At 40.4% G+C, this 23,787-nt stretch carries 25 protein-coding genes; 9 read left to right on the plus strand and 16 right to left on the minus strand.

Annotation, left to right across the window (positions count from 1 at the left end; genetic code table 11):
• Nucleotides 1-145: 145 nt before the first annotated feature.
• Entirely contained in the window at nt 146-655 is a 510-nt protein-coding gene (locus tag WD019_RS13275; RefSeq protein WP_425711791.1) for a BsuPI-related putative proteinase inhibitor, read from the minus strand.
• A gap of 131 nt (nt 656-786) precedes the next feature.
• Between WD019_RS13275 and WD019_RS13280 the strand changes: the two genes are divergently transcribed.
• Nucleotides 787-2,160, plus strand: a complete 1,374-nt coding sequence (locus WD019_RS13280) for an FAD-binding oxidoreductase (RefSeq protein ID WP_425711792.1) — start codon at nt 787-789, stop codon at nt 2,158-2,160.
• 46 nt (nt 2,161-2,206) lie between these two features.
• Here WD019_RS13280 and WD019_RS13285 read toward each other — a convergent pair whose 3' ends face one another.
• The 4 genes from WD019_RS13285 to WD019_RS13300 form a co-directional block, all read right to left on the minus strand.
• Nucleotides 2,207-2,449 carry a hypothetical protein gene (locus WD019_RS13285; protein ID WP_026679280.1) on the minus strand — a complete coding sequence of 81 codons (243 nt, stop codon included), beginning with the start codon at nt 2,447-2,449 and terminating at the stop codon, nt 2,207-2,209.
• Between the two features lie 44 nt (nt 2,450-2,493).
• Nucleotides 2,494-3,957, minus strand: coding sequence for a PAS domain-containing sensor histidine kinase (locus WD019_RS13290; protein ID WP_425711793.1), 1,464 nt, complete (start codon nt 3,955-3,957; stop codon nt 2,494-2,496).
• A 124-nt stretch (nt 3,958-4,081) separates the two neighbouring features.
• Nucleotides 4,082-4,423, minus strand: coding sequence for an HU family DNA-binding protein (locus tag WD019_RS13295; protein WP_281172215.1), 342 nt, complete (start codon nt 4,421-4,423; stop codon nt 4,082-4,084).
• Between the two features lie 7 nt (nt 4,424-4,430).
• Nucleotides 4,431-5,543, minus strand: a complete 1,113-nt coding sequence (locus WD019_RS13300; protein ID WP_425711794.1) for a GerAB/ArcD/ProY family transporter — start codon at nt 5,541-5,543, stop codon at nt 4,431-4,433.
• Between the two features lie 136 nt (nt 5,544-5,679).
• Here WD019_RS13300 and WD019_RS13305 point away from each other — a divergent pair, with 136 nt between their 5' ends.
• A complete protein-coding gene (locus tag WD019_RS13305; RefSeq protein WP_425711795.1) occupies nt 5,680-6,507 on the plus strand; it encodes a DUF2935 domain-containing protein in 828 nt (275 codons plus the stop codon).
• Between the two features lie 29 nt (nt 6,508-6,536).
• On the opposite strand, the gene WD019_RS13310 is transcribed toward WD019_RS13305, so the two are convergent.
• Nucleotides 6,537-9,305 carry a DEAD/DEAH box helicase gene (locus WD019_RS13310; protein WP_425711796.1) on the minus strand — a complete coding sequence of 923 codons (2,769 nt, stop codon included), beginning with the start codon at nt 9,303-9,305 and terminating at the stop codon, nt 6,537-6,539.
• Complete coding sequence (locus WD019_RS13315; protein WP_425711797.1) at nt 9,302-10,621, minus strand: hypothetical protein; 1,320 nt, start codon at nt 10,619-10,621, stop codon at nt 9,302-9,304. Before WD019_RS13315 ends, WD019_RS13310 begins: the two co-directional genes overlap by 4 nt.
• A gap of 505 nt (nt 10,622-11,126) precedes the next feature.
• Between WD019_RS13315 and WD019_RS13320 the strand changes: the two genes are divergently transcribed.
• From WD019_RS13320 to WD019_RS13330, 3 genes are all read left to right on the plus strand, one after another.
• A complete protein-coding gene (locus WD019_RS13320) occupies nt 11,127-11,300 on the plus strand; it encodes a Spo0E family sporulation regulatory protein-aspartic acid phosphatase (protein WP_081412762.1) in 174 nt (57 codons plus the stop codon).
• 68 nt (nt 11,301-11,368) lie between these two features.
• Nucleotides 11,369-11,533: an aspartyl-phosphate phosphatase Spo0E family protein gene (locus WD019_RS13325; RefSeq protein WP_081412761.1), complete on the plus strand. Its 165-nt coding sequence runs from the start codon at nt 11,369-11,371 to the stop codon at nt 11,531-11,533.
• A gap of 282 nt (nt 11,534-11,815) precedes the next feature.
• Nucleotides 11,816-12,730 carry a peptidoglycan-binding protein gene (locus tag WD019_RS13330; RefSeq protein WP_425711798.1) on the plus strand — a complete coding sequence of 305 codons (915 nt, stop codon included), beginning with the start codon at nt 11,816-11,818 and terminating at the stop codon, nt 12,728-12,730.
• Nucleotides 12,731-12,821: 91 nt separating this feature from the next.
• On the opposite strand, the gene WD019_RS13335 is transcribed toward WD019_RS13330, so the two are convergent.
• Nucleotides 12,822-13,244 carry a CBS domain-containing protein gene (locus tag WD019_RS13335; RefSeq protein WP_026679273.1) on the minus strand — a complete coding sequence of 141 codons (423 nt, stop codon included), beginning with the start codon at nt 13,242-13,244 and terminating at the stop codon, nt 12,822-12,824.
• Nucleotides 13,245-13,357: 113 nt separating this feature from the next.
• Here WD019_RS13335 and WD019_RS13340 point away from each other — a divergent pair, with 113 nt between their 5' ends.
• Nucleotides 13,358-13,585, plus strand: coding sequence for a DUF3892 domain-containing protein (locus WD019_RS13340; RefSeq protein ID WP_407636417.1), 228 nt, complete (start codon nt 13,358-13,360; stop codon nt 13,583-13,585).
• Between the two features lie 70 nt (nt 13,586-13,655).
• Here WD019_RS13340 and WD019_RS13345 read toward each other — a convergent pair whose 3' ends face one another.
• The 4 genes from WD019_RS13345 to WD019_RS13360 form a co-directional block, all read right to left on the minus strand.
• The gene (locus WD019_RS13345) at nt 13,656-14,303 is read right to left on the minus strand and encodes an FMN-dependent NADH-azoreductase (protein WP_425711799.1); all 648 of its coding nucleotides are present in this window, start codon (nt 14,301-14,303) and stop codon (nt 13,656-13,658) included.
• Between the two features lie 170 nt (nt 14,304-14,473).
• A complete protein-coding gene (locus WD019_RS13350) occupies nt 14,474-14,692 on the minus strand; it encodes a hypothetical protein (RefSeq protein WP_026679270.1) in 219 nt (72 codons plus the stop codon).
• A 259-nt stretch (nt 14,693-14,951) separates the two neighbouring features.
• Entirely contained in the window at nt 14,952-15,191 is a 240-nt protein-coding gene (locus WD019_RS13355; protein WP_154658056.1) for a hypothetical protein, read from the minus strand.
• 165 nt (nt 15,192-15,356) lie between these two features.
• Nucleotides 15,357-16,034, minus strand: a complete 678-nt coding sequence (locus WD019_RS13360; RefSeq protein WP_425711800.1) for a C40 family peptidase — start codon at nt 16,032-16,034, stop codon at nt 15,357-15,359.
• Nucleotides 16,035-16,444: 410 nt separating this feature from the next.
• Here WD019_RS13360 and WD019_RS13365 point away from each other — a divergent pair, with 410 nt between their 5' ends.
• The 3 genes from WD019_RS13365 (at nt 16,445) to WD019_RS13375 (ending at nt 18,653) form a co-directional block, all read left to right on the plus strand.
• Nucleotides 16,445-17,116: a phosphatase PAP2 family protein gene (locus WD019_RS13365; RefSeq protein ID WP_425711801.1), complete on the plus strand. Its 672-nt coding sequence runs from the start codon at nt 16,445-16,447 to the stop codon at nt 17,114-17,116.
• 85 nt (nt 17,117-17,201) lie between these two features.
• Nucleotides 17,202-17,690, plus strand: coding sequence for a hypothetical protein (locus tag WD019_RS13370; protein ID WP_425711802.1), 489 nt, complete (start codon nt 17,202-17,204; stop codon nt 17,688-17,690).
• 414 nt (nt 17,691-18,104) lie between these two features.
• Nucleotides 18,105-18,653: a hypothetical protein gene (locus tag WD019_RS13375; RefSeq protein ID WP_425711803.1), complete on the plus strand. Its 549-nt coding sequence runs from the start codon at nt 18,105-18,107 to the stop codon at nt 18,651-18,653.
• Between the two features lie 44 nt (nt 18,654-18,697).
• Here the strand turns inward: WD019_RS13375 and WD019_RS13380 are convergent, their stop codons facing one another.
• Genes WD019_RS13380 through WD019_RS13395 form a run of 4 tightly spaced genes read right to left on the minus strand, consistent with a single transcriptional unit; the run spans nt 18,698 to nt 23,699 of the window.
• Nucleotides 18,698-21,088, minus strand: coding sequence for a heavy metal translocating P-type ATPase (locus tag WD019_RS13380; RefSeq protein ID WP_425711804.1), 2,391 nt, complete (start codon nt 21,086-21,088; stop codon nt 18,698-18,700).
• A complete protein-coding gene (locus WD019_RS13385) occupies nt 21,085-21,654 on the minus strand; it encodes a TVP38/TMEM64 family protein (protein WP_425711805.1) in 570 nt (189 codons plus the stop codon). The genes WD019_RS13380 and WD019_RS13385 overlap by 4 nt, the downstream gene beginning before the upstream one ends.
• 13 nt (nt 21,655-21,667) lie before the next feature.
• Nucleotides 21,668-22,336, minus strand: a complete 669-nt coding sequence (locus WD019_RS13390) for a response regulator transcription factor (protein WP_026679262.1) — start codon at nt 22,334-22,336, stop codon at nt 21,668-21,670.
• Nucleotides 22,329-23,699 carry a sensor histidine kinase gene (locus tag WD019_RS13395; RefSeq protein WP_425711806.1) on the minus strand — a complete coding sequence of 457 codons (1,371 nt, stop codon included), beginning with the start codon at nt 23,697-23,699 and terminating at the stop codon, nt 22,329-22,331. Before WD019_RS13395 ends, WD019_RS13390 begins: the two co-directional genes overlap by 8 nt.
• Nucleotides 23,700-23,787: the final 88 nt, after the last annotated feature.

Raw genomic sequence — 23,787 nt, forward strand, 5'->3', positions numbered from 1 at the left:
CATCATCGGACCCAGCGACAAAAAAATATTCTTTAAATTGGCGCTGTTAAAGACAAATTCACTTATGACTCTCGAATAACAAACAAATTACCCTTTTTCTAAATGTAAGAAATAGACCCGCGTTACCTCTTTGCGGGCCTGTTTCTTACTTCATTTCAAACGTTAACGATTTTTCATATTTCGGAGCGTCTTTTGCGGTCAGCCAGATCGTAATTGTATACGTTCCTGGTTCCAAATTTTTGACCATGATATCCTGAACCCATGATTCTCCTTGTTTAATTTGGAGTTTCGAGAGCACTTGGATAAACATATGGTCTTTCGAGTATTGGTAAACCTGTTTTCCGGTTTTATCCTTTATGGTGTAATCGAATTTTTGCCCCGATTTAAACTGTACTACTTTAACTTGCTCGGTCTGGTTTTTTAATTCATAGCGAAGCAGTGTCATACCTTTTTTTTCTTCCATCACTTTTAAGGAAGGCTCTATGCTTCCAGCGATGATGCCATGTTCGCCAGGCGTCGGTTCTTCCCCGCGTTTTTCATTCTTTTTTCCATCCCCCATGACAGGCGCCCCCTTCTCTGCCTCTTTTTTATCGACAGTCGATCCACAACCGGCCAGAAATACGATCATGCTTAATAGTACGAACCAAATTTTCAAATTTGATCACCTCATGATTAGTTTAGGCTGATTGCTTATTTTTTACTAGTTTAAAAAAGGATTTTCCATATCTTTATATAAATTACCCTATAGACCTGTAATTCACACTGCATCTTAAGGAGGGTTTTAAAGTGAAAATTATCCATGAATCACTTCTTCTGGATATGAAGAAACTAACGGCGGAAGACCGGGCAACGATGAATGAAACGATACTAGAACAGCATAGCAAAGATGAATCTCACCATTCACCTGTTATGCCGGATGTTGTCGTTTTCCCCATTTCAAAAGAAGAAGTGGCTTCTATTTTAAAATTCGCGAATGTTCATCAAATTCCTGTCGTCCCATTTGGCGTCGGATCAAGTTTAGAGGGGCACTGTATCCCACTTAAAGGCGGCATTTCAATCGATTTTCAACTGATGAACCAAGTGATTGAAGTCCGGCCTGAAGATTTCCTTGTCCGTGTCCAGCCCGGCGTTACTCGAACGCAGCTTAATCAAGCATTAAAAAAATACGGATTGTTTTTCCCTGTCGATCCCGGTGCAGATGCGACGATCGGCGGTATGGCCGCAACTAATGCAAGCGGTACGACTAGCGTCCGCTATGGCATTATGAGGGATCAAGTGCGGGATCTTGAAGTGGTGCTGGCCGATGGAACAATTATTCACACAGGCGGCCTTGCTGCTAAATCTTCATCTGGCTACCATATGACCGGGCTTTTTGTCGGATCGGAAGGAACACTCGGGTTGTTTACTGAAATTACATTAAAAGTTTACGGCATTCCCGAGCATATTGCGGCGGGAAGAGCGACATTCCCGTCAATAAAAGAAGCAGTAGATGGGGCGATTTCGCTTCTTTCGGCGGGAATTCAAGTCGCAAGAGTAGAGCTGGTCGATCCTTATTCTATCCATCAAGTGAACAAGCATAGTGAAACCGATTATCCGGAGCTTCCAACATTGTTTCTGGAGTTTCATGGAAACGAAGCGGGATTGAAGCACGATATCCAATTTGCGATAGAACTTCTTGAAGCAAATGGCTGCAATGGACTGTTGTTTGAAACCGATTCGAAAAAGCGGGCAATCCTCTGGGAAGCACGTCATCAGCTTGCATACGCCTTTAAACATGGGCATCCCGGAAAAGAAATGATGTTAACGGATGTATGCCTTCCGCTTTCGGAATTAAGCGGTACCGTCGTGTACGCGCGAAATGTCATTGATCAATCCGGATTGGTCGGCGGCGTTCTCGGGCATATCGGAGACGGTAATTTCCACTCCATCTTGATGTTTAACAAAAAGGATCCGGTTGAAGTGAAGAAAGCAAATGATGTGAATGAAAAAATTGTTGAATATGCACTGGCAAAAGGCGGAACATGTACAGGCGAGCATGGCATCGGGATTGGGAAAATGAAGTATTTAAAGAAAGAACATAAGGATACATTACCGTTAATGAAGATGATTAAGCAACAATTAGATCCAGGCCATATTTTAAATCCCGGTAAAATTTTATAAAAAATCAACTAACCTCCAAAAAGCGCTTTTGGAGGTTTTATTTGGTTCATTTACAAGTCCACTGCCTTACATCGTAATAGCCGCTGTCGATTTTCTCTTTTTCTTTGTGCAATACTTCAAGCAACTCGCCAGGCAAATGACTCGTGTTATAGGTTAAATCAATCCGGTCTTCGGGGGAATGAAGAAGAATCGAAAACAGCTCTTTCGTTTTCATATTCATCCCATGCACATTTAGAAAATTCAAGTCAGTTGCCCGATAACAAAAAAAGATTCGAAAACGTTCCTCCATGTCCATCCCGCTTTCTTTTTAGCACCAGTATAGCCAGTAAAAACTTACGTTAAACGATCGTCCACTGAAATCGGCAATTGAATTTCCACCCGTGTCCCGCGGCCTTCTTCACTAAAAAATTGAATCGAGCCACGATGCTCTTTCACAATTGAAAAACAGACCATTAGGCCAAGTCCTGTCCCCTTCTCCTTCGTTGTGTAAAACGGTTCCCCGAGCGTAGTGAGCCGGTCTTTGGGTATGCCCCCGCCTTCATCTTCTAAAATGGCCCGCACGTTTCCATTTTGATAAAAAGCGGTCAGTTGGATCAATCCTCCATTGTCCATTGCTTCAATTGAATTTTTCAATAAATTAATAAAAAGCTGCTTCATTTGATTTCCAACACAATAAACGGGAGGAAGGTTTGAATCGATATCGCACTTGATTTGGATGTTTTTCATAATAGCCTGGGTATCAAGCAGCCTGACAACACTATACAACAATTCATTAAAATTTCTGTATTCATATTGGACAGCCTGGGGTTTTGCGACAAGCATTAATTCACCAACAATATCATTAATACGGTCCAATTCTGAAAGCATTATATCGATATATTCCATTTTCATTTCATCTTTTGCTTCCTTTAACAGTTGGGCAAATCCTTTTAATGACGTTAAAGGATTGCGGATTTCGTGGGCTACGCCTGCCGCGAGTTCCCCAAGCACAGAAAGCTTCTCAGATTTTCGCATCATTTCTTCTGCCTGCTTTTTCTTCGTCATATCCCTGCCAATCATGACAATGCTTTCAATCTCGTCTTTTTCATTAATCACGGGAACTCCGCTCATTTCAATATCGATCCAATTTCCGTTTGCATGTTTGATTCGCACATCAATTTTAAACGATTTTTTCTCTATGACTGCGCTTTTATATGTATCGATGAACCGGTCTATATCTTCTTGATGAATATGGGAGAGCATATGTTTGTGTACATATTGTACTTCGAAACCTAATACATAATAATGGGAAGGGGAAGCATAAAGAACTCTTCCTTTAGTATCTAACACGACCATTAAATCCGTTGAATGTTCGGCAATCACCCTGTATTTTGCTTCGCTTTCCCTGAGGGCGCGTTCCACCTTTTTCTGCCTTGTAATATCTCTATAAATGAGGACAAAACCGATGACCTCTCCCTCCAAATCTTTAATCGAGGAATAGGATATCGATACATCGATCTTCTCCGCGCTTTTTCGAAGCCGTTGGGTATTATGTATAGGGAGGGATCCCCCTGATTTCAAATGATGGATAATTCCATCTACCTCTTTTTCATGTTCAGATGGAATGATAATTCGTGTTTTCAACTCGTTTTCTTGCAATTCCCGCACACTCCAGCCAAACATCTGCTCAAACGACTGGTTGATTCGGATAATGTCTTCATTTTTATCTAAAATAAGAATGGCGTCTGATGTGCCTTCTAACACGGATTCTAACAATTCAAGCGCAACCGTTAATTCTTCTTCATTTTTAGGTGCCATTCTCCTTCCACCCTTCATATGCAATCTTCTATACTATTTAGAAATAAGTGGTCGTAATCCTTCTTCATTTATCATTTTTTTGCAAGAAGACGTAAAAAAAGAGAAGCGGATGCCCGCTTCTTTTTTATACCGCTTTAACTGCTTCTTTCAACGTTTTGCCTGGCTTAAATGCCGGTACACTGCTTGCTGCGATCATAATTTCTTCACCTGTTAGTGGATTGCGCCCTTTTCTCGCATTTCGATTACGAGTTTCAAAGGTTCCAAAACCAATCAATTGAACGCTTTCACCTTTACTAAGAGCTTCAGTAATCGCATTAAGAACGGCTTCGACCGCTAACGTTGATTCTTTTTTATTCATGCTGGTAGCTTCTCTTACCGCATTCACAAGGTCTTGTTTTCTCATAAGTGAAACTTCCTCCTCAAAAACTAGTTTTAATCTTGCTTTGCTACCATTATGACCAGGAATATATTTTTTATACACGTTTCCGAAAAATAGAGATAATCAGTAATAAAAATGGCAAGAACACTCCAAATACCAATGAATAAGACGTCCAAATGTTCAAAGCGACATAATAGAAAAAAACGATGTTCGGAAACATAAGAATTGATAAAACCACCGCAATTATCGCAAACGGCATAATAAGAAAACGATAGTCCCTAAAATGAAGGCACTGGGCAAAACCGAGCACGGATGCATAAAAACAAACCGTAATTTTAATGATCGTTCCAATGAACCAAATTCCGCCGAAGACCGCCTCAATCCGCGCCGGAAAATTTCCGATCGTTATTTTTTTCGCTAATACATATGGCGCAAAAAAATTAACGGACGTTAAATAATGGCCGAAAATAAGGATAGAGAGCGCAGTTATAATAACAATGATCAATCCCCCAACTACGGTTCCGGTCAGGAAAGCTTTTTTTGCCGCGGATTGATCATTCACGTAAGGAAAAATCATTAAAAAAATGACAAAATCTAAAAAAGGGATTCCGAGAAAAATATAGCCCGCCCGCATTATGGATAACGTCCCATGTTCATAGACCGGCTGAATTTTCTGCCAATCAATATTGGGCATAGTTGCTATAATGATAAGAATAAAAAATAAAATAAGCCATGGAAAAATTAATTGGGCCGTACGGGCAAGCGATTCAAGCCCAAGTCTTGTCCCATATATCATAACGGCTGTCGCAAGTAGAATAATCGCTTGTAAAGGTGTATTCGGCATGATTTGTGTTGTCATAAAATCTCCAAGTTGCCGCAGTAAAGCTGCCGTTAGAGATAAGAAATAAAAAATATAAAGAAAGGAAAGCGGTTTGCCGATCCATTTTCCAAGTAATTTTTCACACGATTCTACTAAAGTATATTCGCCATTCTTTTTTCCTAGCGAACTGTATAAACTAACAAATAATAAACCAAAGATTACACCAAATACAGCCCCGATCCACGCATCTTGTTTTATTTCAAGGGTAAGGAGCGTTGGGATAAGCATCGCCGCACTGCCAATGGTAAACATGGTCACTAAGATTGCAAATTGACTGCTTGATATTTTCCCTTTTTCAATCATTTTTTCACCCCATCTATTGACCATATGCAAATCCCTCTACCGTTACATTCTCCAAAATCATCCAATTTAATACATTTCCTGGCTTTTTCAATAGTACTTTCGAATGATCTTAACGTTAGACACATAGATTGAACCATGAACGTTTTTTAGGGGGAATGTTATGGCGTATGAAATCATTCATCCGTGGGAAGAGCATGCCTTTTGGCTGGAAATTTTGGAAGACCATGCGTATTTCATCCGTGATTTCTTATCACCGGATGAAGAACGCTGGGTAGCCGGGGCTCAATATTATATTCATGCTTTTTCTCAATTAAGAAAAAAGTTGCAAACCATCTCCCTCCAGGAGACCGAGTCTTCGCAAAAAATGATCGAATTCTCAAATGAAGCTTACCCGGTAGCTTACGGATATTATCAATTTGAAGGGCACTTGCAACGGCTTCGGATTGAAAACAAGGTGAATTTAAATTTAACGCCGACTTATTTAAACGGCACATTAAACGAAAATCAAGAATATTTGCGGTTACTTTCCTTTTATCGAAACGGAGAAACTCCCCCGATTCTTTCACTGGTTGAATTGCTAGATCTATGGTTGGAGGACCAGGTTGGCCATGCCGCACTTTTGATTCGCAGCATAGATGGTGTAGAACTGCCGCTCGTAAAAGAAACGGAACAGTTTAAACAGCAATTTGAAGCCCATATGGTAAAAAACGAAGCCATTAAAGGCTATTTAAGATTTACACCGCAAAATTTCCCTGCACAAATCCATTTTGCAAGAAATGTAGCATTATCTGTCTCAGGATTTACCCGGCTAGTCGAACACGCCGTTCAGCTCTTTGAAAAAGAAAAAATTTTTACCCAAACAACCCTTCGATTTTTGGAACACCACTTTCCAGAAGCGTGTTACTTTTTAAAAAAATTATCACATTACGCACCCGATATTCACTATCCGCCTTGTAGCTTGTCAAAACCTTCATTTCGAAAAAAATAAGAGAATGACTCACCTGTTAGAGTCATTCTCTATTCATCCACCCATTCTTTTCTCAGTGCGAAAAGCTCCCTTAACTCAGAAGTTGAAAGTTCGGTAATCCAGTTTTCGCTTGAAATCACTTTTTCGCTTAATTCTTTTTTGTTTTCCAGCATCTCATCAATGCGTTCTTCCAATGTCCCGAGCGTGATCAGTTTATGGACCCGGACAAACCGTTTTTGTCCGATCCGATGGGCGCGGTCGGTCGCCTGATTTTCAACAGCAGGATTCCACCAGCGGTCAAAATGGATGACGTGATTCGCTTCTGTCAAATTCAATCCCGTTCCACCCGCTTTAAGCGACAGGATGAAAACCCCATTTTCACCACTTTGAAAACGTTCAATCATTTCATCTCGTTTTGCTTTAGGAATACTGCCATGTAAATAAAGAACAGGCTCTCCCCACTTCTTCTCAAGAAACTCGCGGATCATATTTCCCATTGAGATGAATTGCGTGAAAATGAGACAGCGTTCTCCTTCATCGCGAATGGCTTCTAACAGCTCGACCATTTTTGCAAATTTATTCGACCTTTCGTCAAGCCTTTTCCCTTTCTCTTCTTTTAAAAACAGAGCGGGATGGTCGCAAATTTGCTTTAACTTGCCTAACATCGCAAGGATCAATCCGCGTCGCTTCATTCCCGTCAACTCTTCCAACTGCTTAAACGTATCCTGAATAATTCGTTCATAAAGTGATGCCTGTTCAGCCGTCAAATGGCAATATTCCTTGATTTCTTGTTTATCCGGCAAATTTAGCTGGACGATCGAGTCCTGCTTCGTCCGCCGCAATAAAAACGGTTGAACGAGACGCTTCAACTGGTTTAGCCGGGCATTGTCATTCTCCCGTTCGACCGGCAAGACAAACCTCTTTCGAAAAGCCGCCTCACTCCCAAGATACCCTGGATTCAAAAAGTCAAAAATAGACCATAATTCAAGTAGCCTATTTTCAACAGGTGTTCCGGTTAAAGCGATTTTATGGCGGCCTTTCATGCGGCGGATCGTTTTCGATTGTTTCGTGAAGCTGTTTTTAATATTTTGCGCTTCATCAAGGACAATCGCATTCCATATTACTTTGGAAATCTCTTCTTCATCAAGCTGTGCCGTTGTATATGATGTAATAACAACATCCGCTTCTTGAATCGACTTCGCGAATTGATCGCCTTTTGCCCTATTTCCTCCATAATGAAGATAAACATTTAAATCAGGTCCAAATTGCTTCAGCTCTTTTTGCCAGTTGCCAATTACCGAAGTAGGGCAAATGAGCAATGCCGGCACATCTCTTTCTTCATTTTCTTTGACATGAAGAAGATAATTAATCGTCTGTATTGTTTTCCCGAGCCCCATATCATCGGCCAGACAGCAGCCGAGACCAAACTTGCGGAAAAATTGCATCCACGAGCTGCCAACCTTCTGATACTCGCGAAGGCTCCCGTTAAATCCTTTCGCTTCGTTTGATACTGGAATCGACTTGACTTCGGTTAACTGCTCTATCATTTTTGCAAAATATTGATTTAACTCAATCGAAAAATGCCTAATTTGCGAGGTATCTTCTTGTTCGTCCGTTTCCGCTCCTTTTAACAAGTGTTGTTCCAAAATATCTTTTAATTGCAGGCCATTTTTGTCAACGGACTTCATGACCTGTTTCACTTCCTTAATAAAGGCCGGATCGAGCTTGAACCATTTCCCGCGTATTTTTATCAACCGGCGCTTGCTGTCTACAAGCTTCATAAACTCTTCTTCGCTTAATTCTATTTCTCCGGTTGAAAGTTTCCAATCAAATTGAATAATCGAATGTAAACCGACAAATGATGAAGCATATTTGCTTGAAGAAGACTTTACTTTCGCCTTTAGCGTTGGCTGCAATTCTTTCAACGCTTCCCACCACTCCGGAAGCACAACCTGAAGTCCTGCCTCATTAAGCAGCTCGCTTTTTTCATTTAAAAAATCCCACGCCTGTAGTTCAGTCAGATTTCGCTTGAATGTGCCATCTTTATTACGTAAAAAAGGAACGAGCTCCGAAGCGACTTTCAAATCTTCTGTCACCCGTGATTGATAAGGTGCCCATTCTTCAGGAAGATCCCGTATTGAGTCTGTCCATTCAACCGAAAGCGGCCCTTTTTTCTCTTGGAGCATCAATTTAACGTTCCAATGCCGTTCGTCTTCTTCCGGTTCAATTAATTTAAATATAGTATAAAAGGGGGCAAGATCCTTTTTCCATCCAATTTTCGCAAGCCATGTTTCCTCCGAAAGCGTATCATAGATCGTTGCTTGTTCCAGAAGATGCTCAAATGGAAAACGGTCGAAAAATTCCTCTTCGGCGTCAAGCATTTCCGGCTCGGATTGGGCAAGGTTATCAAGCGCGGCGTTGACCCAATCTGGCACATGATCAATGCCCTGGACAGCCCATCCCCACACTCCAGCTTTCCAGGCGGCAAAATCTGGTTTAACTTGCTTATTTAAAACGGCCTTCATAATAATGCGTGCGGTTTCGATCATCTCCCACGCAGAGGCGCTCCAGTTTTCCTGCTTAATAAAAAAAGAAGGATAATTGGAAAAAAGCTTAACCGCACTCCATGGCGATAAAAAAATAAGCGAATTTTTTTCACAGTTAAGAAACGTCCCATAAAACGATTCTTCATGCCGCGCAAAAAGAAGAGATTTCCAGTCATCGATATGAAGAATCTCGTCTTCTTTTTCCGCCCATAACATGACACCTTTGTCACCAACCCATTTTGCGTGATAAACTGTGTCAATAACATTAATCATGAAATTAGCTTTCCTTTCTTCAACTCTTCTTGAAAAGCGCGCAACCGGCTATATTCATCGCTCAATTTTTCAATAAATTGCTCAAACCGTTCTTCCCGTTTCATTTTTTTATAAATCGTTTTTAATTTTTTTAAAAAGTAAACAGCAAGCTTGTACGACTTCCTATTTTTTTCACGGATCAGTTTATCAACCGATTGATGGTACAAGGGAAGGAGAACTTCACGATTTTCATTTTCAACTTCCTTTAAGTCTGCGCCATTGATAAGCGATGGCGAAAATCCCATTAATAAATAAAGTTCAACCCACCGCTCGAAATGTTGTTGAACAAGCAAATATTCACCGTATTCATGAAACGTAATAGGTAAAAATTCAATCAGCAATTGTTCATACTCTTCTTCTTCACCCGTATATTGAGCGTATTTCCAGAAAAAATGCAAATAATCATGTATTAGCTCTCTTGCCTCAGCATCCCGATAGTAGTACCCGAGAATGCGCTTGAATGTTGGTTTTAACGCCAATAGCCATTTAAGCAGATCGTCCCACTGCCTCCAGCTAAACAAAAGTTCGATCCAAACCATCGAATGATAAACCGAAAATTCTTCCATCTGGTCGACTCTCTCAAATGTTTCTTTCAAATCCCCTTTTAAAAATGAAAAATGGGCGAGTGCCATATCTAAAAACAACGCTTTCGAACCGGCTTCTTTTTCTTTTAGCAATTGTTTTTCATAGGCTAAAACCCATTCTTTATCGTAATAAAAAGTCGCCCAGCCGATTTGAAACACAAGAAAAATGCGATCGGAATATTTTGGCGGTAGTTGAAAAACGGATTGAAATTCTTTTAAACTTTCTTCAACTAATTGCAAATAGTTTTTTCTTAGTTGAGATGGATCCGCCTGTTGTGACGTTTCAAACATTCCGTCGACCAATTGGTTCAATACTAGAGAAAAATGGGATTGTAGATACTCGGGAATCCCGAATTTTTTTTCATAGTCTGCTAAGCGCATTAATGTTTCCAGCTGAACATGAAATCGATATAATAGAGCAATATTATCGTCTGAAAATTCCCCGGCATTCAGCAACCGAGGGTAGTATTCTTTATGAATGTGGGAGAAACTATACTCTTTCCCCTCCACCATTTGGCGAAACGAAAGTTGGCGTAATTTTTGTTGTTCAAATTGATCAAAGCAATCATTAAAAAACGCCTTCCAGCTCGCAATTGAAATCTCATCTATATGTTGTTTCTGTTTTTTTTCAATGATTGTTTCAGGGACACCGAGATCCCACAATTCTTGTTTGCTCTCATTTTCCCTGTCCATTTCTTTCATTTCCTTTCATAAAAACGATTCATCCCTGTGATCGGGCAGTGATCCTTTATTTTGTGCTATTTCTTCATTATATCAAAAACAACAGATGCTCATTCAAATAACCTCTTGATCCATTCTGCATCTTTCTGGAAATAAGGACAAAGTTGGATATAAGTTTACATATTATTATTAAAACTGGACTTTTTTCTCAAATGGTGTAGCATTAATTCGAAATCGTGTTACAATAGTAACGAAAATGGCGAAATTTATTGTCATTGTTCTCAACTTCAACTTAGATGATGTCGAAAACTTTTTCCAATAACTTGATAAAGACGGTCTTATTTCGATAAAAAGAACGAAAACTATAGACAGTGTTCTACTTTAACTTTTACATAACCAATGAGTGGAGATTCATATAACTATTTTTTAGACAAGGAGGGTAATCGTTCACGAAAAACAAAAACAGCACCGTCATTCACATTTTACTATCCCATCAGTTTTTCGTAACGACGTCGGCATGGTCGAAAATCAGCAAACTATCCTTTCCCAAATTTCTCTTTTGCGGGATGAGCTATATGCCATCGGCAAACAAGTTGGAGATAATTTAACACACCCCGATCTTCTTAAAATTAGCCAAAAGTTAGATAAAGTTTTATTTCAGTATCAACAACTGCGAAAAACCGGTCGATAATAAATATGAGCAGTTTACAATAAACGGATTTTCTTATAATAAAAATTCTATTAGAAAGTGTGAAATAAATGCTGTTACAACAAATTGAAGACAAGCGTGAAGTTTTATTATGTCTTGGCAAAACTTATGGTTTAACGGCAGAAGAAACGATTAAGTGCAGCCAGGAACTTGATGAACTGTTAAATCTTCTATTGTCCAACCGTTCAACAAATAGAAAGTCCTTTTATTATTGATGATCGCTTCATGATGACTTCATTGGCCCTGACAAAACTTGTTCGGGCCATTATTTTTGCCCAACTTGAAAAAAATGGATTTATTTCAGTCGAATTTTGCCAATGAAATAAACATGTAATGTTACTGTTACTTCCTCCTAACCCCCCTGTCATACTCCGCTTGTATAATTGGGCACTGAGGTTAAGTTAACCCGTTATACAAATTTGACAGCAGAAGCGCTTTTCCAAAATAGAACTTGCTCTATTTGCCGCTATCTGCAAAATCTGGAGGAGGTATTACATATGCTCAAGAAAGTACTCGCGGTTGGGGCGATGGCCGGAATGATGTTTTCATCTCCGCTTGTCAGCCACGCTGCCTTAGGGGACCAAACGCTAAAAAAGGGAATGCAGCATAATGATGTAAAAGAGCTTCAACAGAAATTGATGGATAAAGGATATTTTCAATATAAAGAAACAACAGGATATTATGGAGATATCACGAAAGAAGCTGTCAGCGACTTTCAACGGAAAAACGGATTGAAAGTAGACGGAGTTGTTGATGAAGATACGGTTAAAGCGTTGAAAAACCCTTCGTCTGTTTCCAATCTTTTAAAAGAAGGCGATCGTGGCCATGATGTTTCCGGCCTGCAAAGTGAATTAAAAGACCGGGGATATTACGATTATACGGTTGACGGCATCTTCGGGCCAATTACATTAAATGCCGTAAAAATGTTCCAAAAAGACAGCGGCATTCGTGTTGACGGAATTGCAGGCCCTGAAACATTTAACGCATTGTACCACGAAGCAGGTACTGCGGCTTCTAAAGAAAACCATGAGGCACCTGCTGAAAAGAAAGACAGTGAACGTCCTGCCCCTAAGAAGGACTCTCAAACTACGAAAAAAGGAACAGCAGCTAAAGCGCCTGAAGGCAAGACTCTTTCTGTTGAAGCGACTGCCTATACGGCAAATTGTTCAGGCTGTTCCGGGGTAACCGCAACTGGCATGAACTTAAAATCCAACCCAAATGCAAAAGTCATTGCGGTTGATCCGAATGTTATTCCATTAGGTACAAAAGTATACGTTGAAGGCTACGGTACCGCAGTCGCAGCCGATACAGGTGGCGCGATTAAAGGCAATCGCATCGATGTCTTTATGCCATCAGAAGATCAAGCAAACAACTGGGGAAGAAAACAGGTTAATATCACCATTTTAAATTAATCATTGCTCACAAAAAGAGATGGGAAGATTCCCATCTCTTTTGTTTTGCAGGCTGGATTCCGTCTACAGCTAAACCTCAGCTGTAGTAGACTCACGCATTAACCTCCTTTTTTTGAAACAACCGGTTTGCACAATATTCGATAATATCGCTCCTTCTTACAATGCCGATAAAAACCTCCTGGTCATCGACGACCGGCACGAAATTTTGCGTCCTCGCGAGACTAATCAAGTCTTCCATTTCCGCATGAATATGAACAGGCTTAATAGTTCTATCCGGCTCAATGATCGAAATGGAAAATCGATGACTGGTTTGAAACGTCAACCCTTCTTTATTTTTCAACGTCCAGAGCAAATCTCCTTCTGTTAATGTTCGTATATATCTCCCCTTTTCATCAAGAACCGGGACAGCTGTATAACGATGGTACTCCATTTTCTCAAGCGCCTGACGGATCGTCGAACTCGTTTTTACATAAGCTACTTCTTCTTTCGGCAATAAAAAAAATGCAACATTCATTTTTGATTCCTCCTCATTATCATATGAAATCGCTTTCAAAACAGGTGATTCTATTTTTATATGGTATAAGAATACGCCATCTTGCACATCCTCCTATACAAGGAGTGATGTTAATGGAAAGAGAACAGTTCGTTGCTGTACAAAAAAATGGAGACGGTGACATTACTGCATTTAAGACCGATTCCGGGCGCGTTCTTGATTATCAATCCGCACTTCAAGAAGTAAAAAACGGTAATATTGCTAATGTAAACACATTTAAAGGAAGAGACGGCGAGGAATATATACGCAGTAATGCGGATGGTGATCCTTCAAACAATTTAGATAATTTGCCTACCTTTTAATCATAACAAAAAGAAAAAGAACCTGCCATCAATTAACCCGGCAGGTTCTTTTTCGTGAGCAAAAGTTTTTTTATGCGAGTTGGGCGGATGTTGTTAATTGAGCCGCAAGTTCAGAGGCTTTTTCTTTTGCCGCTGCTAAAATTTCTTCCGCACGATCAGGTGTTGCCGCCATTCCTTCTACGAAGAGATGATGGTAGTCCGTAATACCGATAAATTGCATGATCGATTGGAGATAGTTATTTGTAAATTCCAATTGAGCAGCCGGGCCTTCAGAATAAATGCCTCCACGCGCTTGAACGTGTACGACAGTTTTATCTTTCAACAAGCCTTGAGGGCCATTTTCCGTATATTTAAATGTTTTGCCCGCAATCGTAATATTATCAATGTATGCTTTTAATAATGGCGGATAGCTTAAGTTCCACATTGGAGTCGCAAACACATAAACATCAGCGGCTAAAAACTGCTCTAAAATTTCGTTCATCCGACCGACTTTTGCCGCTTCTTCTGCTGTTAATTCTGCTTGGACAGCAAATTTCCCCCATGCGCTAAGTACAACTTCATCAATTAACGGAATGTCTTCCTTGTATAAATTAACGGTTTCAACCTCAGCATCCGGTTCATTTTTTAGCCATTCTTCTAGAAAATGTTGGCCAAGCTGAAGGCCGAACGATTGGTCAACGGCTTTTGGATTGGAGTTAATATAAAGAATTTTAGTCACTGTTTTCTCTCCCTTTTGAAAATTAGTATTATTACCATTTTGAATTAACTACCTTTTAGTAAGTTAAATCCTATATGGATTGTATTTCATCTACTTACTTTTGTCAAGTAATTAACAAAATGTTTTATTCTATACAAAAGAAAAAGTACCTGTATCAGGCACTTTTTCTTTTATTTCATCCCTTTTCCTTTCGTTAAATGGCACGGAACCCCGTAGCCTATCGTTCCTGGCTCCGACATTTTTTCAATATACGCAATTCCCCTTGCACATTTTGTTCTACACGCAATGCACGTATCGCTTGTCACCATCTTCATCGTGTGCTCATATTTATTACGTCCCGGGTCCATCCCTTTTTTGACAACCTTTTTTTTGCCAGCTTTTTTTGCCATTTCAATCCCCTCCCACAACACTTCCTCACATTGTATGAGAGAAGACAACTGATTGACATATGGAATTTTAGGTTATTAAACAAAATAGTGTATGTTATACGAAACTTAAAATTTCACAGCCGAATGAATAGGGTATTTCACCCTGTATGAATTTTCTTCAACTCTTGTTCATGAATATTTCTCTTCCTTACAGATACATCTATCATAAATATATACTGGCGCGTGGACGGTGCGACTGCCCATAAGAAAAAAAGACTACCTAGTAATACAGGTAGTCTTCATCATATTTCATTTCTAATTCGATTGAAGCATTAGTTGCAAGTGCTAAAATATAGTCACTGTCTTTACGGTCATAGGACATCATGAATTCATCTAATGACATGTTGTATTTCTCCCAGACCACGTCAAGTAACCAATTGGTATCGACTTCAAAATACTCGCCGTCAAATCGGTCGATTTTAACCTTTTCACCTAAATACATGCCTAACACTCCTTTCAAAAGAGGTTAATTCTGCATCAGGTATTTCAAATAATATACTTTCATTATAAAGCACGTATTAAAAAAATCAACCAATAATATTGCAAGCCTCGTTTCATATGGCTCCAAAACGGGTAAAGGTTCACTAAACAAAAAGAACAGGCCGCTGTTGCCTGTTCGTAGATGTTACATTTTCTTAGCGCTCACATAACGCGGACCCCAATACGTGTTGTGGAGTGAATCGATTTTCACACCTTTTGATGAAGTCGCGCTAATAAATTTGTTATCTCCAATATAGATCCCAACATGTGAAACGCCTTTTCCAGACGTATTGAAGAATACAAGATCTCCCTTACTTGGCCTGCTTACTTTCGTTCCTTTTAAATACATCGCTGATGAACTGCGCGGGAGATTAATCGACGTTGCTTTGTCAAATACATAGCCTACATAACCGCTGCAGTCAAATCCGCTTGGGCTTGTCCCGCCCCAACGATATGGCACCCCGATATACTTTTTCGCAGTGCTTACGAGTTTATCCGGGCTATAGCTTCGAGAGCTTGATGAAGATTTTGTCGCTTTAACTCCAAGTGCTTTAAATACTTGTGGTCCTGCAATTCCGTCCACTTTAAGTTTTTTCGCTTTTTGAAGCTTTTTCACTGCCGCTGTCGTATATTTTCCGTAATATGTAGTCGTTTTTCCTTTATATGTAAAATAACCTTTTTTCTTTAACACTTCTTGAAGATCTTTCACTTCTTTATGATTCATACCTTGCTTTAATGTATGATCCCCTAATGCGGCATGACCAACAATCGGATTAAACGCGAGTATTCCTGCAAGTACCGTTCCCATTACCAACTTCTTCAAAGCATGTATCCCCCTATACCATTCATTCTTTTCTATGTAAGTTTGTCAAATTATTCATTGCTGTTTTCTATGATTAGATTTTATCAACAAAATGTGACATGAACGTTTTAGAAATATTACACTTACATTACAAAATGGGATTATTCCGATAATTTGTGACGAAAAACCTATCGTTTCCCCTTAATTTCACATGAAAATAAAGAAAATCCGGTCGAAATTAAGCAATAAGATCTAGACAAAAAATGTGCATGTTTATTTCAGTTGCGAACACTGTAATAAAGTTGTTAGTTTTTCTTGTTCAATGTGAGGGAATTGTAAGGGTATAATGAAACTGGAAGCTAAAAAGAATAAGCAGTTTTTTACTATTTATGGTAGAATAGAAGAACGTTATTATAGAAAAGGAGAACAATATGTTTCAAAAACTCAAAAAAAATATATTACCTTTATCTCTCATGCTGTCTATCCCTTTATTACATCTTATATATGAACATTTAAATAATGGGGATGACGGTGCAAGAATTCTGGTAACAACCATTGATCTACACATTCCTTTTCTAAAAGTTTTCATCATCCCTTATGTTTTTTGGTATGTTTACTTATTTATCATGTTTACCTGGCTATGTTTTGCTGACCGTCCAGTTTATTATAAAACGCTGCTCAGCTTGACGATCGGAATGGGAATTTGCTATATCATTTATTACTTTTTCCAAACGACTGTCCCAAGGCCGGAAGTTACCGGAACAGATTTATTGTCATCGATGGTTAAACTTATCTATGGCTCTGACCAGCCGTTTAACTGTTTTCCAAGCATCCATGTGTTTAGCAGTTATTTAATGATCCTTGCCATTCGCCACAGCCAATTGAAAAATCGCTGGAATGTCACACTTATCACGTCTATTTCCTGGTTAATCATTTTATCAACCATGTTTGTAAAGCAGCATGTCGTCCTTGACGGGATTGCCGGTATTTTACTTGGCAATACACTATTTACCATCATTTATTATTTCGAGACGGGGTATGCATTTAGCCTGGTCAAGCGAATATTTACTAAAAACAAAAAAGCTACCGAATCGGTCAAATGATTCGGTAGCTTTTTTATTGGATGCTTCAAGTCATAAATTGCTTCTTCTAAAAATAAATATGAATGAAGAAAGGGGTTGATATCCGATGGAGGAGAGAAATGGACAAATTCAAGAGCAAGAACGAAATGTAGAGCACATGCATTCTCTTTGTAAACAGCATATGTATTGTCATGTCACGTTAACCATGCAAGATGGAACAAAAACACACGGTATTATTTATCAAGTCGACCATCAAAATGTTTATATGTTTATTCCCCAGGACTATGCTGGCCATAGTGGACAATATCCTTCAAGAGAAGAAGGCAGCAATGATGAAAGAATTTGGGGCAGGCCGTGGGGTTGGGGCGGCTGGGGCTGGGGGAGGCCCTGGTTCTATCGGCGGTTTTTCCCTGGATTTTTCCCGCTTGCGTCGATTGCCGCCTTATCTTTATTTCCTTATACGGCTATCCTTTCTATCCTTATCCTTATTATTGGTAAAATTCATGACCAACTGCAAACCCTGACGCAGTTGGTATTTTTTTTGCTCTTTCAAACCAAAAATAAGACGTTATTTACGCATGAAAAGCATAAATAACGTCTTATTCTTGAAACTTCCTTTGCACGAAAAACTTCTTTCCCTTCTTACTAATACGATGCCTTGCAAAATATCAGTTTATTTTTTTCCGGAGTGTGTTCCCGCATACCCACACATCGCAAAATCAGTTTTCACAGGCTGATTTTATAGTGGATGTGATTCTAGTATGCTTCGCTAACGAAAGTCATTGGAATCTACTCCCTTCGCTTGTTATGTACATCATAGCGTATTCCTTCAGAATATGAAACAGCTCTATTAACCTGAATGAACTGATTTTTAACAAAATTTACTGATTCTTTAGATATTTCTTTCAATTTCTTAGTTTTTTGGCTAATTTCTCATTATAGCTGTTAATGTAATGAAATCAACCCTCTTTTCATAATGTTTAATATAGAAAGGAAGTAGGTGGCCATAATGTATATTTTGTACATTTCCCTTGTATTGTTGATTTGTTATGCGGCGATCCATCTGGCTGTTTTTTATAAGAAAGAAGAACGTTCGATGATGGATCACATGATGACAACCATGCAAATTAGTATGTGTTTTGGTTTAAGCCTCGGTCTCTTTTTCGGTATCCTTTATCCTGAAACGCTTTATCTTGCCACGTTATTTGCTATTTTATTCGGCGGCTTTGCCGGATTGTTATATGGCATCCGCTTTTCCTATTTGACCGTGTTGGAAGGCTTTTTTTCTGGAGTGATGGCGGCTATGATGGGGGCCATGCTCGGTGTCATGATACCGCTTGATAAAGCAAACCTTTTGCTCTGGATTTTTATCGCCTTAACCATTGTTTCCTGCCTAATGTTTGTGCGCCAATACTTGGATCATTTGTTTGACAGGTTTCATGTCCTTTTTATTGTTAGTTCCTGCGTCCTTCTATTTGCTTTATTTTTTACATTCCCGAACCCGCCGGAAAAGGCCCCTGCACCGCATGCGGACCATACGAGCGAAATCTGTAAATAGGGACCCCCATATCAAAGCCGTTGTTGATATGGGGGCCTTTTTATTTAAAGATTGATCCGTTTTAAACGCAATGCGTTGCTCACAACCGATACGGAGCTCAATGCCATCGCCGCGCCTGCCACCCATGGTTCAAGGAGGCCAAGCGCCGCAACCGGAATGCCGAGGGTATTATAAAACAATGCCCAGAACAAGTTTTGACGAATGTTTTTAATGGTTTTCCGGCTTAATTCAATTGCTTTCGGAATATGATTTAAATCGCCGCCTACAAGCGTTACATCAGCCGTTTCAATCGCGACATCCGCTCCAGTGCCGATCGCCATTCCGATATCGGCTACCGCAAGCGCGGGGGCATCATTAATTCCATCGCCAACCATCGCCACTCTCTCGCCCTGCGCCTGTAGCGCTCTTACCTTGTCGGCTTTTTCTTCCGGGAGTACTTCAGCAAATACACCGCTAATACCAACCTCATCCGCTATCGCCCTTGCCGTCCGTTCATTGTCTCCTGTAACCATATAAACATCAATGCCCATCTTCGTAAGCTTTTCGACCGCCTCTTTCGATGACTCTTTTACCGTATCGGCAACTGCAATCATTCCTGCTATCTTTCCGTCAACGGCTGCCAACACCACCGTTTTCCCTTCACTTTCTAACCGAAAAATTTCATCCTCATGCTGCTTGAATGATATGTTTTTTTCACGCATGAATTTCCTCGTTCCGACTCCAATCATTTTCCCGCGAATTTCAGCTTCAATCCCGAGTCCGGGGATAGCATTGAAATGGTTGACTTCATATTGTTTTATATTTTCCCGATTGCCGTATTCGACAATGGCTTCTGCCAAAGGGTGCTCCGATAATTTTTCCGCCGCGACGACATATGGCATGACATATTGATGTTCAACAATGTCTGTAACTTCTGGTTTCCCATTTGTTACTGTTCCTGTTTTGTCTAATAAAACGGTGTTAATTTTATGTGCGCCCTCTAAATATTCCCCGCCTTTAAAAAGAATGCCTATCTCCGCTCCCTTACCCGTTCCGACCATAATTGATGTCGGTGTTGCAAGCCCAAGCGCACAAGGGCAGGCAATCACCAAAACAGCGATAGCCACTTCCAATGCTCTGGCAAGGTCCCCCGGGTTTATAACGAAATACCAGAGAATAAATGCAATGAAAGCAATACCAACTACGATTGGGACAAAAATGCCTGAGATTAGATCAGCCATACGCTGAATCGGCGCTTTTGACCCTTGCGCTTCTTCTACAATTTTAATAATTCCAGCAAGAGCCGTTTCTTTCCCGACTTTCTTTGCTTCGATTATTAGCGTACCATTTTTGTTGATCGTCGAACCGATGACACTATCCCCTCCCCGTTTTTCAACAGGCAAAGATTCCCCCGTAATCATTGATTCATCAACGGATGAGGCTCCGGATAAAACAGTGCCATCGACCGGTATTTTGTCGCCAGGTTTAACGATCAATTGATCCCCGACAACAACTTGATCAAGCGGGATTTTCATTTCTTCTCCGTTTCTTACGACAACAGCTTCCTTCGCCTGCAAGTCCAGCAATTTCGAAATCGCTTCTGTTGTCCGGCCCTTTGCGACCGCTTCGAAATATTTTCCTAATAAAATGAGCGTAATTAAGACGCTGCTCGTTTCAAAATAAAGGTTCGAGTGATCGTGCGGATGAATGAATGTTCGAATCGATTCTAGCAAGCTATAGTAGTAGGCGGCAGAGGTGCCTAAAGCGACGAGCACATCCATATTCGCACTTTTATTCTTTAATGCCCGGTAAGCGCCAATGTAAAACGGGCCGCCGATGTAAAATTGAACAGGCGTCGCGAAAATGAACTGAAACCATGGGTTTAAAAAAATGGCCGGCATCGGAAGCCCGATATCCCAAGGAATGTGAGCGACCATTGTATAAAGAAGTGGCAATGAAAGAACGATAGATAAAAGAAGCCTCGTCCGTTTCTCTTTCAGTTCTTCCTCTTTTCGGCTAACTTTAGTCTCACGGTCTTGCTTCAATATCCCTTTATAGCCAAGCTTTTCGATTTTCGCCAACAGCTCATCAACCGTTACGGCTGCTGGATCATATTCGATGATTCCAGTCTCGCCTGCTAAATTGATGGCGGCATTTGATACCCCGGACATCCGTTTTAGCCCTTTTTCAATTCGCGCAGAACATGCTGCACATGTCATTCCTTCAATATCGAGTTCCACTTTTTCTTTTGCAATTCCGTAGCCGAGCTTTTCAATTTTTTGTTCGATCATTTCGAAGGATGTTTTCTCAGGATCATACGCAACGGATGCTTTTTCCATGGCAAGATTGACGTTCGCCTCAACGCCTTCCATTTTATTTAACACTTTTTCAATTCGGACGGCGCATGCCGAGCACGTCATTCCTGTAATCCCGACATTCACACGTTTTTGGCTCATCCCTTTTCACCTCCTGCACCTTTATTATGTTTGATTTTCCACAGCCATAATAAACCATACAAGGCGATTAGGCCGATAATGATTTTTCCCGCCATCGTCCACTTTTCAACATGATAAACCGAAAAAACTTCCATGAATAAAGCTGGCAGTTTTCCAATGCTGCTTGCGATTGCAAATGTTACGACAGACATCTTTCCTATAGCGGATCCAAACGTCACAACACCTGACGGAATAAACGGCAGCAGCCTTAAGTTGATAACCGCCATAAAAGCTTCTCTTCCGTCCATTTCGGCAAGCTTTCTCAGGCGGGGATGTTTATATAATTTTTCTTGAGCGATCGTTTGAAATCCTGCACGATAAATGACAAAAGAGATGATAGCACCTAATGATTCACCTAAAAAAGAAAGAAAAAAGCCTGTCCAAAAGCCGAAAAATAAGATGTTGGCCGCTGTCAAAAAGAAGCTCGGCACGACTCCTAATACGGCGATGACGACACTTATGACTAAACTAATCGCTACCGCAAACGTCCGATATTCATTAAATATAGAAAGGAGTTGATCGGCCATCAAGAGCTTCCCCCTAATTTATCCATTTGTAGCCAACTCCCCAGACGGTTTGCAAATGGTCGTCAATTGGAAAGCCCGCCTTCTTGCACTTCGTCCGTATATTGCGGATATGAGAGTCGACCGTCCGCCCTTCAGTCTCGGAATCCCATCCCCAGACCGCGTCAATCAAATGATGCCGGTTATACACTTTCCCAGGGTTTTTCAAGAGAATGCCCATTAGTTCAAATTCTTTTTTCGTTAAAAAAATGTCCTGGTTCTCATACTTCATTTCATATGTAGCGCCATTGTAAATGAGGCCATTTGCTTCAATCTTTTCGGATGCGCCGCTTCGCCTGAGTACTGCTTTTAATCTGGCAATAAGGATTTCTTCATCAAATGGCTTCGTGACATAATCATCTGCGCCAAGCTCCAATCCTTTCACCATATCATTTTTTTCATCCCGTGCGGTTAACATGATGATCGGAACGTCAGAAATGCGGCGAATGTCCCGGCAGGTTTTCCATCCGTCCTTGTCCGGCATCATAACATCGAGTAAAACCGCGTCAAAGACCGATGTCTCGATTTTCTGAATGGCTTCAATTCCAGAACTCGCCTTTTCACAATCGTACCCATGAGGAGCAAGGTATAGCTTCAGTAATTCGAGCATCCGCTTTTCGTCATCGACAAGCAAAAGTTTACTCAATGGCCTCACCTCTAATCGTAATGATAAAAGTTGTCCCTTTCCCTGATTGACTTTGAACACGAATCGTCCCACCGTGCCTTTCGATGATTTCTTTTGCAATCGAAAGGCCGAGACCAGAGCCTCCCCGCAATCTCGAACGGGATTTATCGACCCGGTATAACCGTTCAAAAATATACGGAACATCCTCTTTCGGAATCCCTTCCCCGTTATCCGATATGGCGAGCTTAATCGTGCCTTTTTCTTTTGTTAATCGTATTTCGACACGCCCGCCTTTGTTCGTATGCTTCAATGCGTTATCCAATAAATTATAAATGACCTGGGAAAAACGTTTCTCGTCAACGCTTGCCCACGCGGGTTCAATGATAAGGCCTAACGATTTTTCCTCTTCATTAAAAACCGGCTCGATCTTCTCATAAATTTCCGTTAACAGTTCGTCCATCCGGACCCTTTCTTTCGTAATGGCAAACTGATTTTTATCCATTTTCGCAAGTTCGAACAGTTCCTTCACAAGCAGCGCCAATTTCTCCGCCTCTTCTTTTATGATATGAAGATAGTGAAGCCGCTCCTTTTCATCGATCGGTCTTGTTGCGATGTCAGCGTACCCTTTTAAATATGTTAAGGGGGTTCGAAGTTCATGAGCGATACTCGCTAAAAAATCATTCCGCTCTTTTTTTAACCGCTCTAAATCATTGGACAGGCTTTGGATTGAAGCCGCAAGCTCACCTAGTTCATCCGCACGCTTTATGGCGGGCACAGGGTGATGTTTCCCCCTGCTGATTTCCTTCGTTATTTGTTTCAAGTTAATGATCGGCATTGTAATGAATTTCGATAAAAAGAATACTAAAATAATGGACAATACGAATGTCAGAAAAGCAGCAAGTAAAAATTGCGAAGTTAATTTATCAACTAAACTTCGGATAGAGGCAGTAGGTGCAAACATATAAACATAGCCTTTTCGTTTTTCATTGTCATAAATAGGAGATGCCGTTACAAGATAAGGATGATCCCGCCAACTTCCTTGAATGACTGCACCTTTTCCACTGACCGCCGGCTTTTTCTTGATCATTTGCTTCATATGTTCCGTAAACGGTTTTGAATAAACGAGCAATCGATTATTGGCGTCGGTGACTGCCACTTTCGTTTCCGCTTCTGATTCCATAAGGGCGACATGCTTCAATGTCATGTCATCAAAATGATGTTCGAGCACATCTCGATGGCTGTTCCCTCTTGCCAATAACGCCTTCTTTTCATCCTCGATTCGATTATGCAATAATCCTGTATATAAGAAAATAAAAAGCACCACGTGAATAAATAAAACAACGGCCAAAAAAAGCGCGCCAAGCTTAAATGAAATGTTTTTCATCAATCTGCACCTCCTCCTTCATAAGCGTAACGATTTCAGAGAAAAAAGTCATGCTGAATTTAATAGCTTCTGTTCTTTTATCAGCCAG

The sequence above is a fragment of the Fictibacillus sp. Mic-4 genome (assembly GCF_049843615.1).
Taxonomy (GTDB): Bacteria; Bacillota; Bacilli; order Bacillales; family Fictibacillaceae; genus Fictibacillus_A; species Fictibacillus_A gelatini.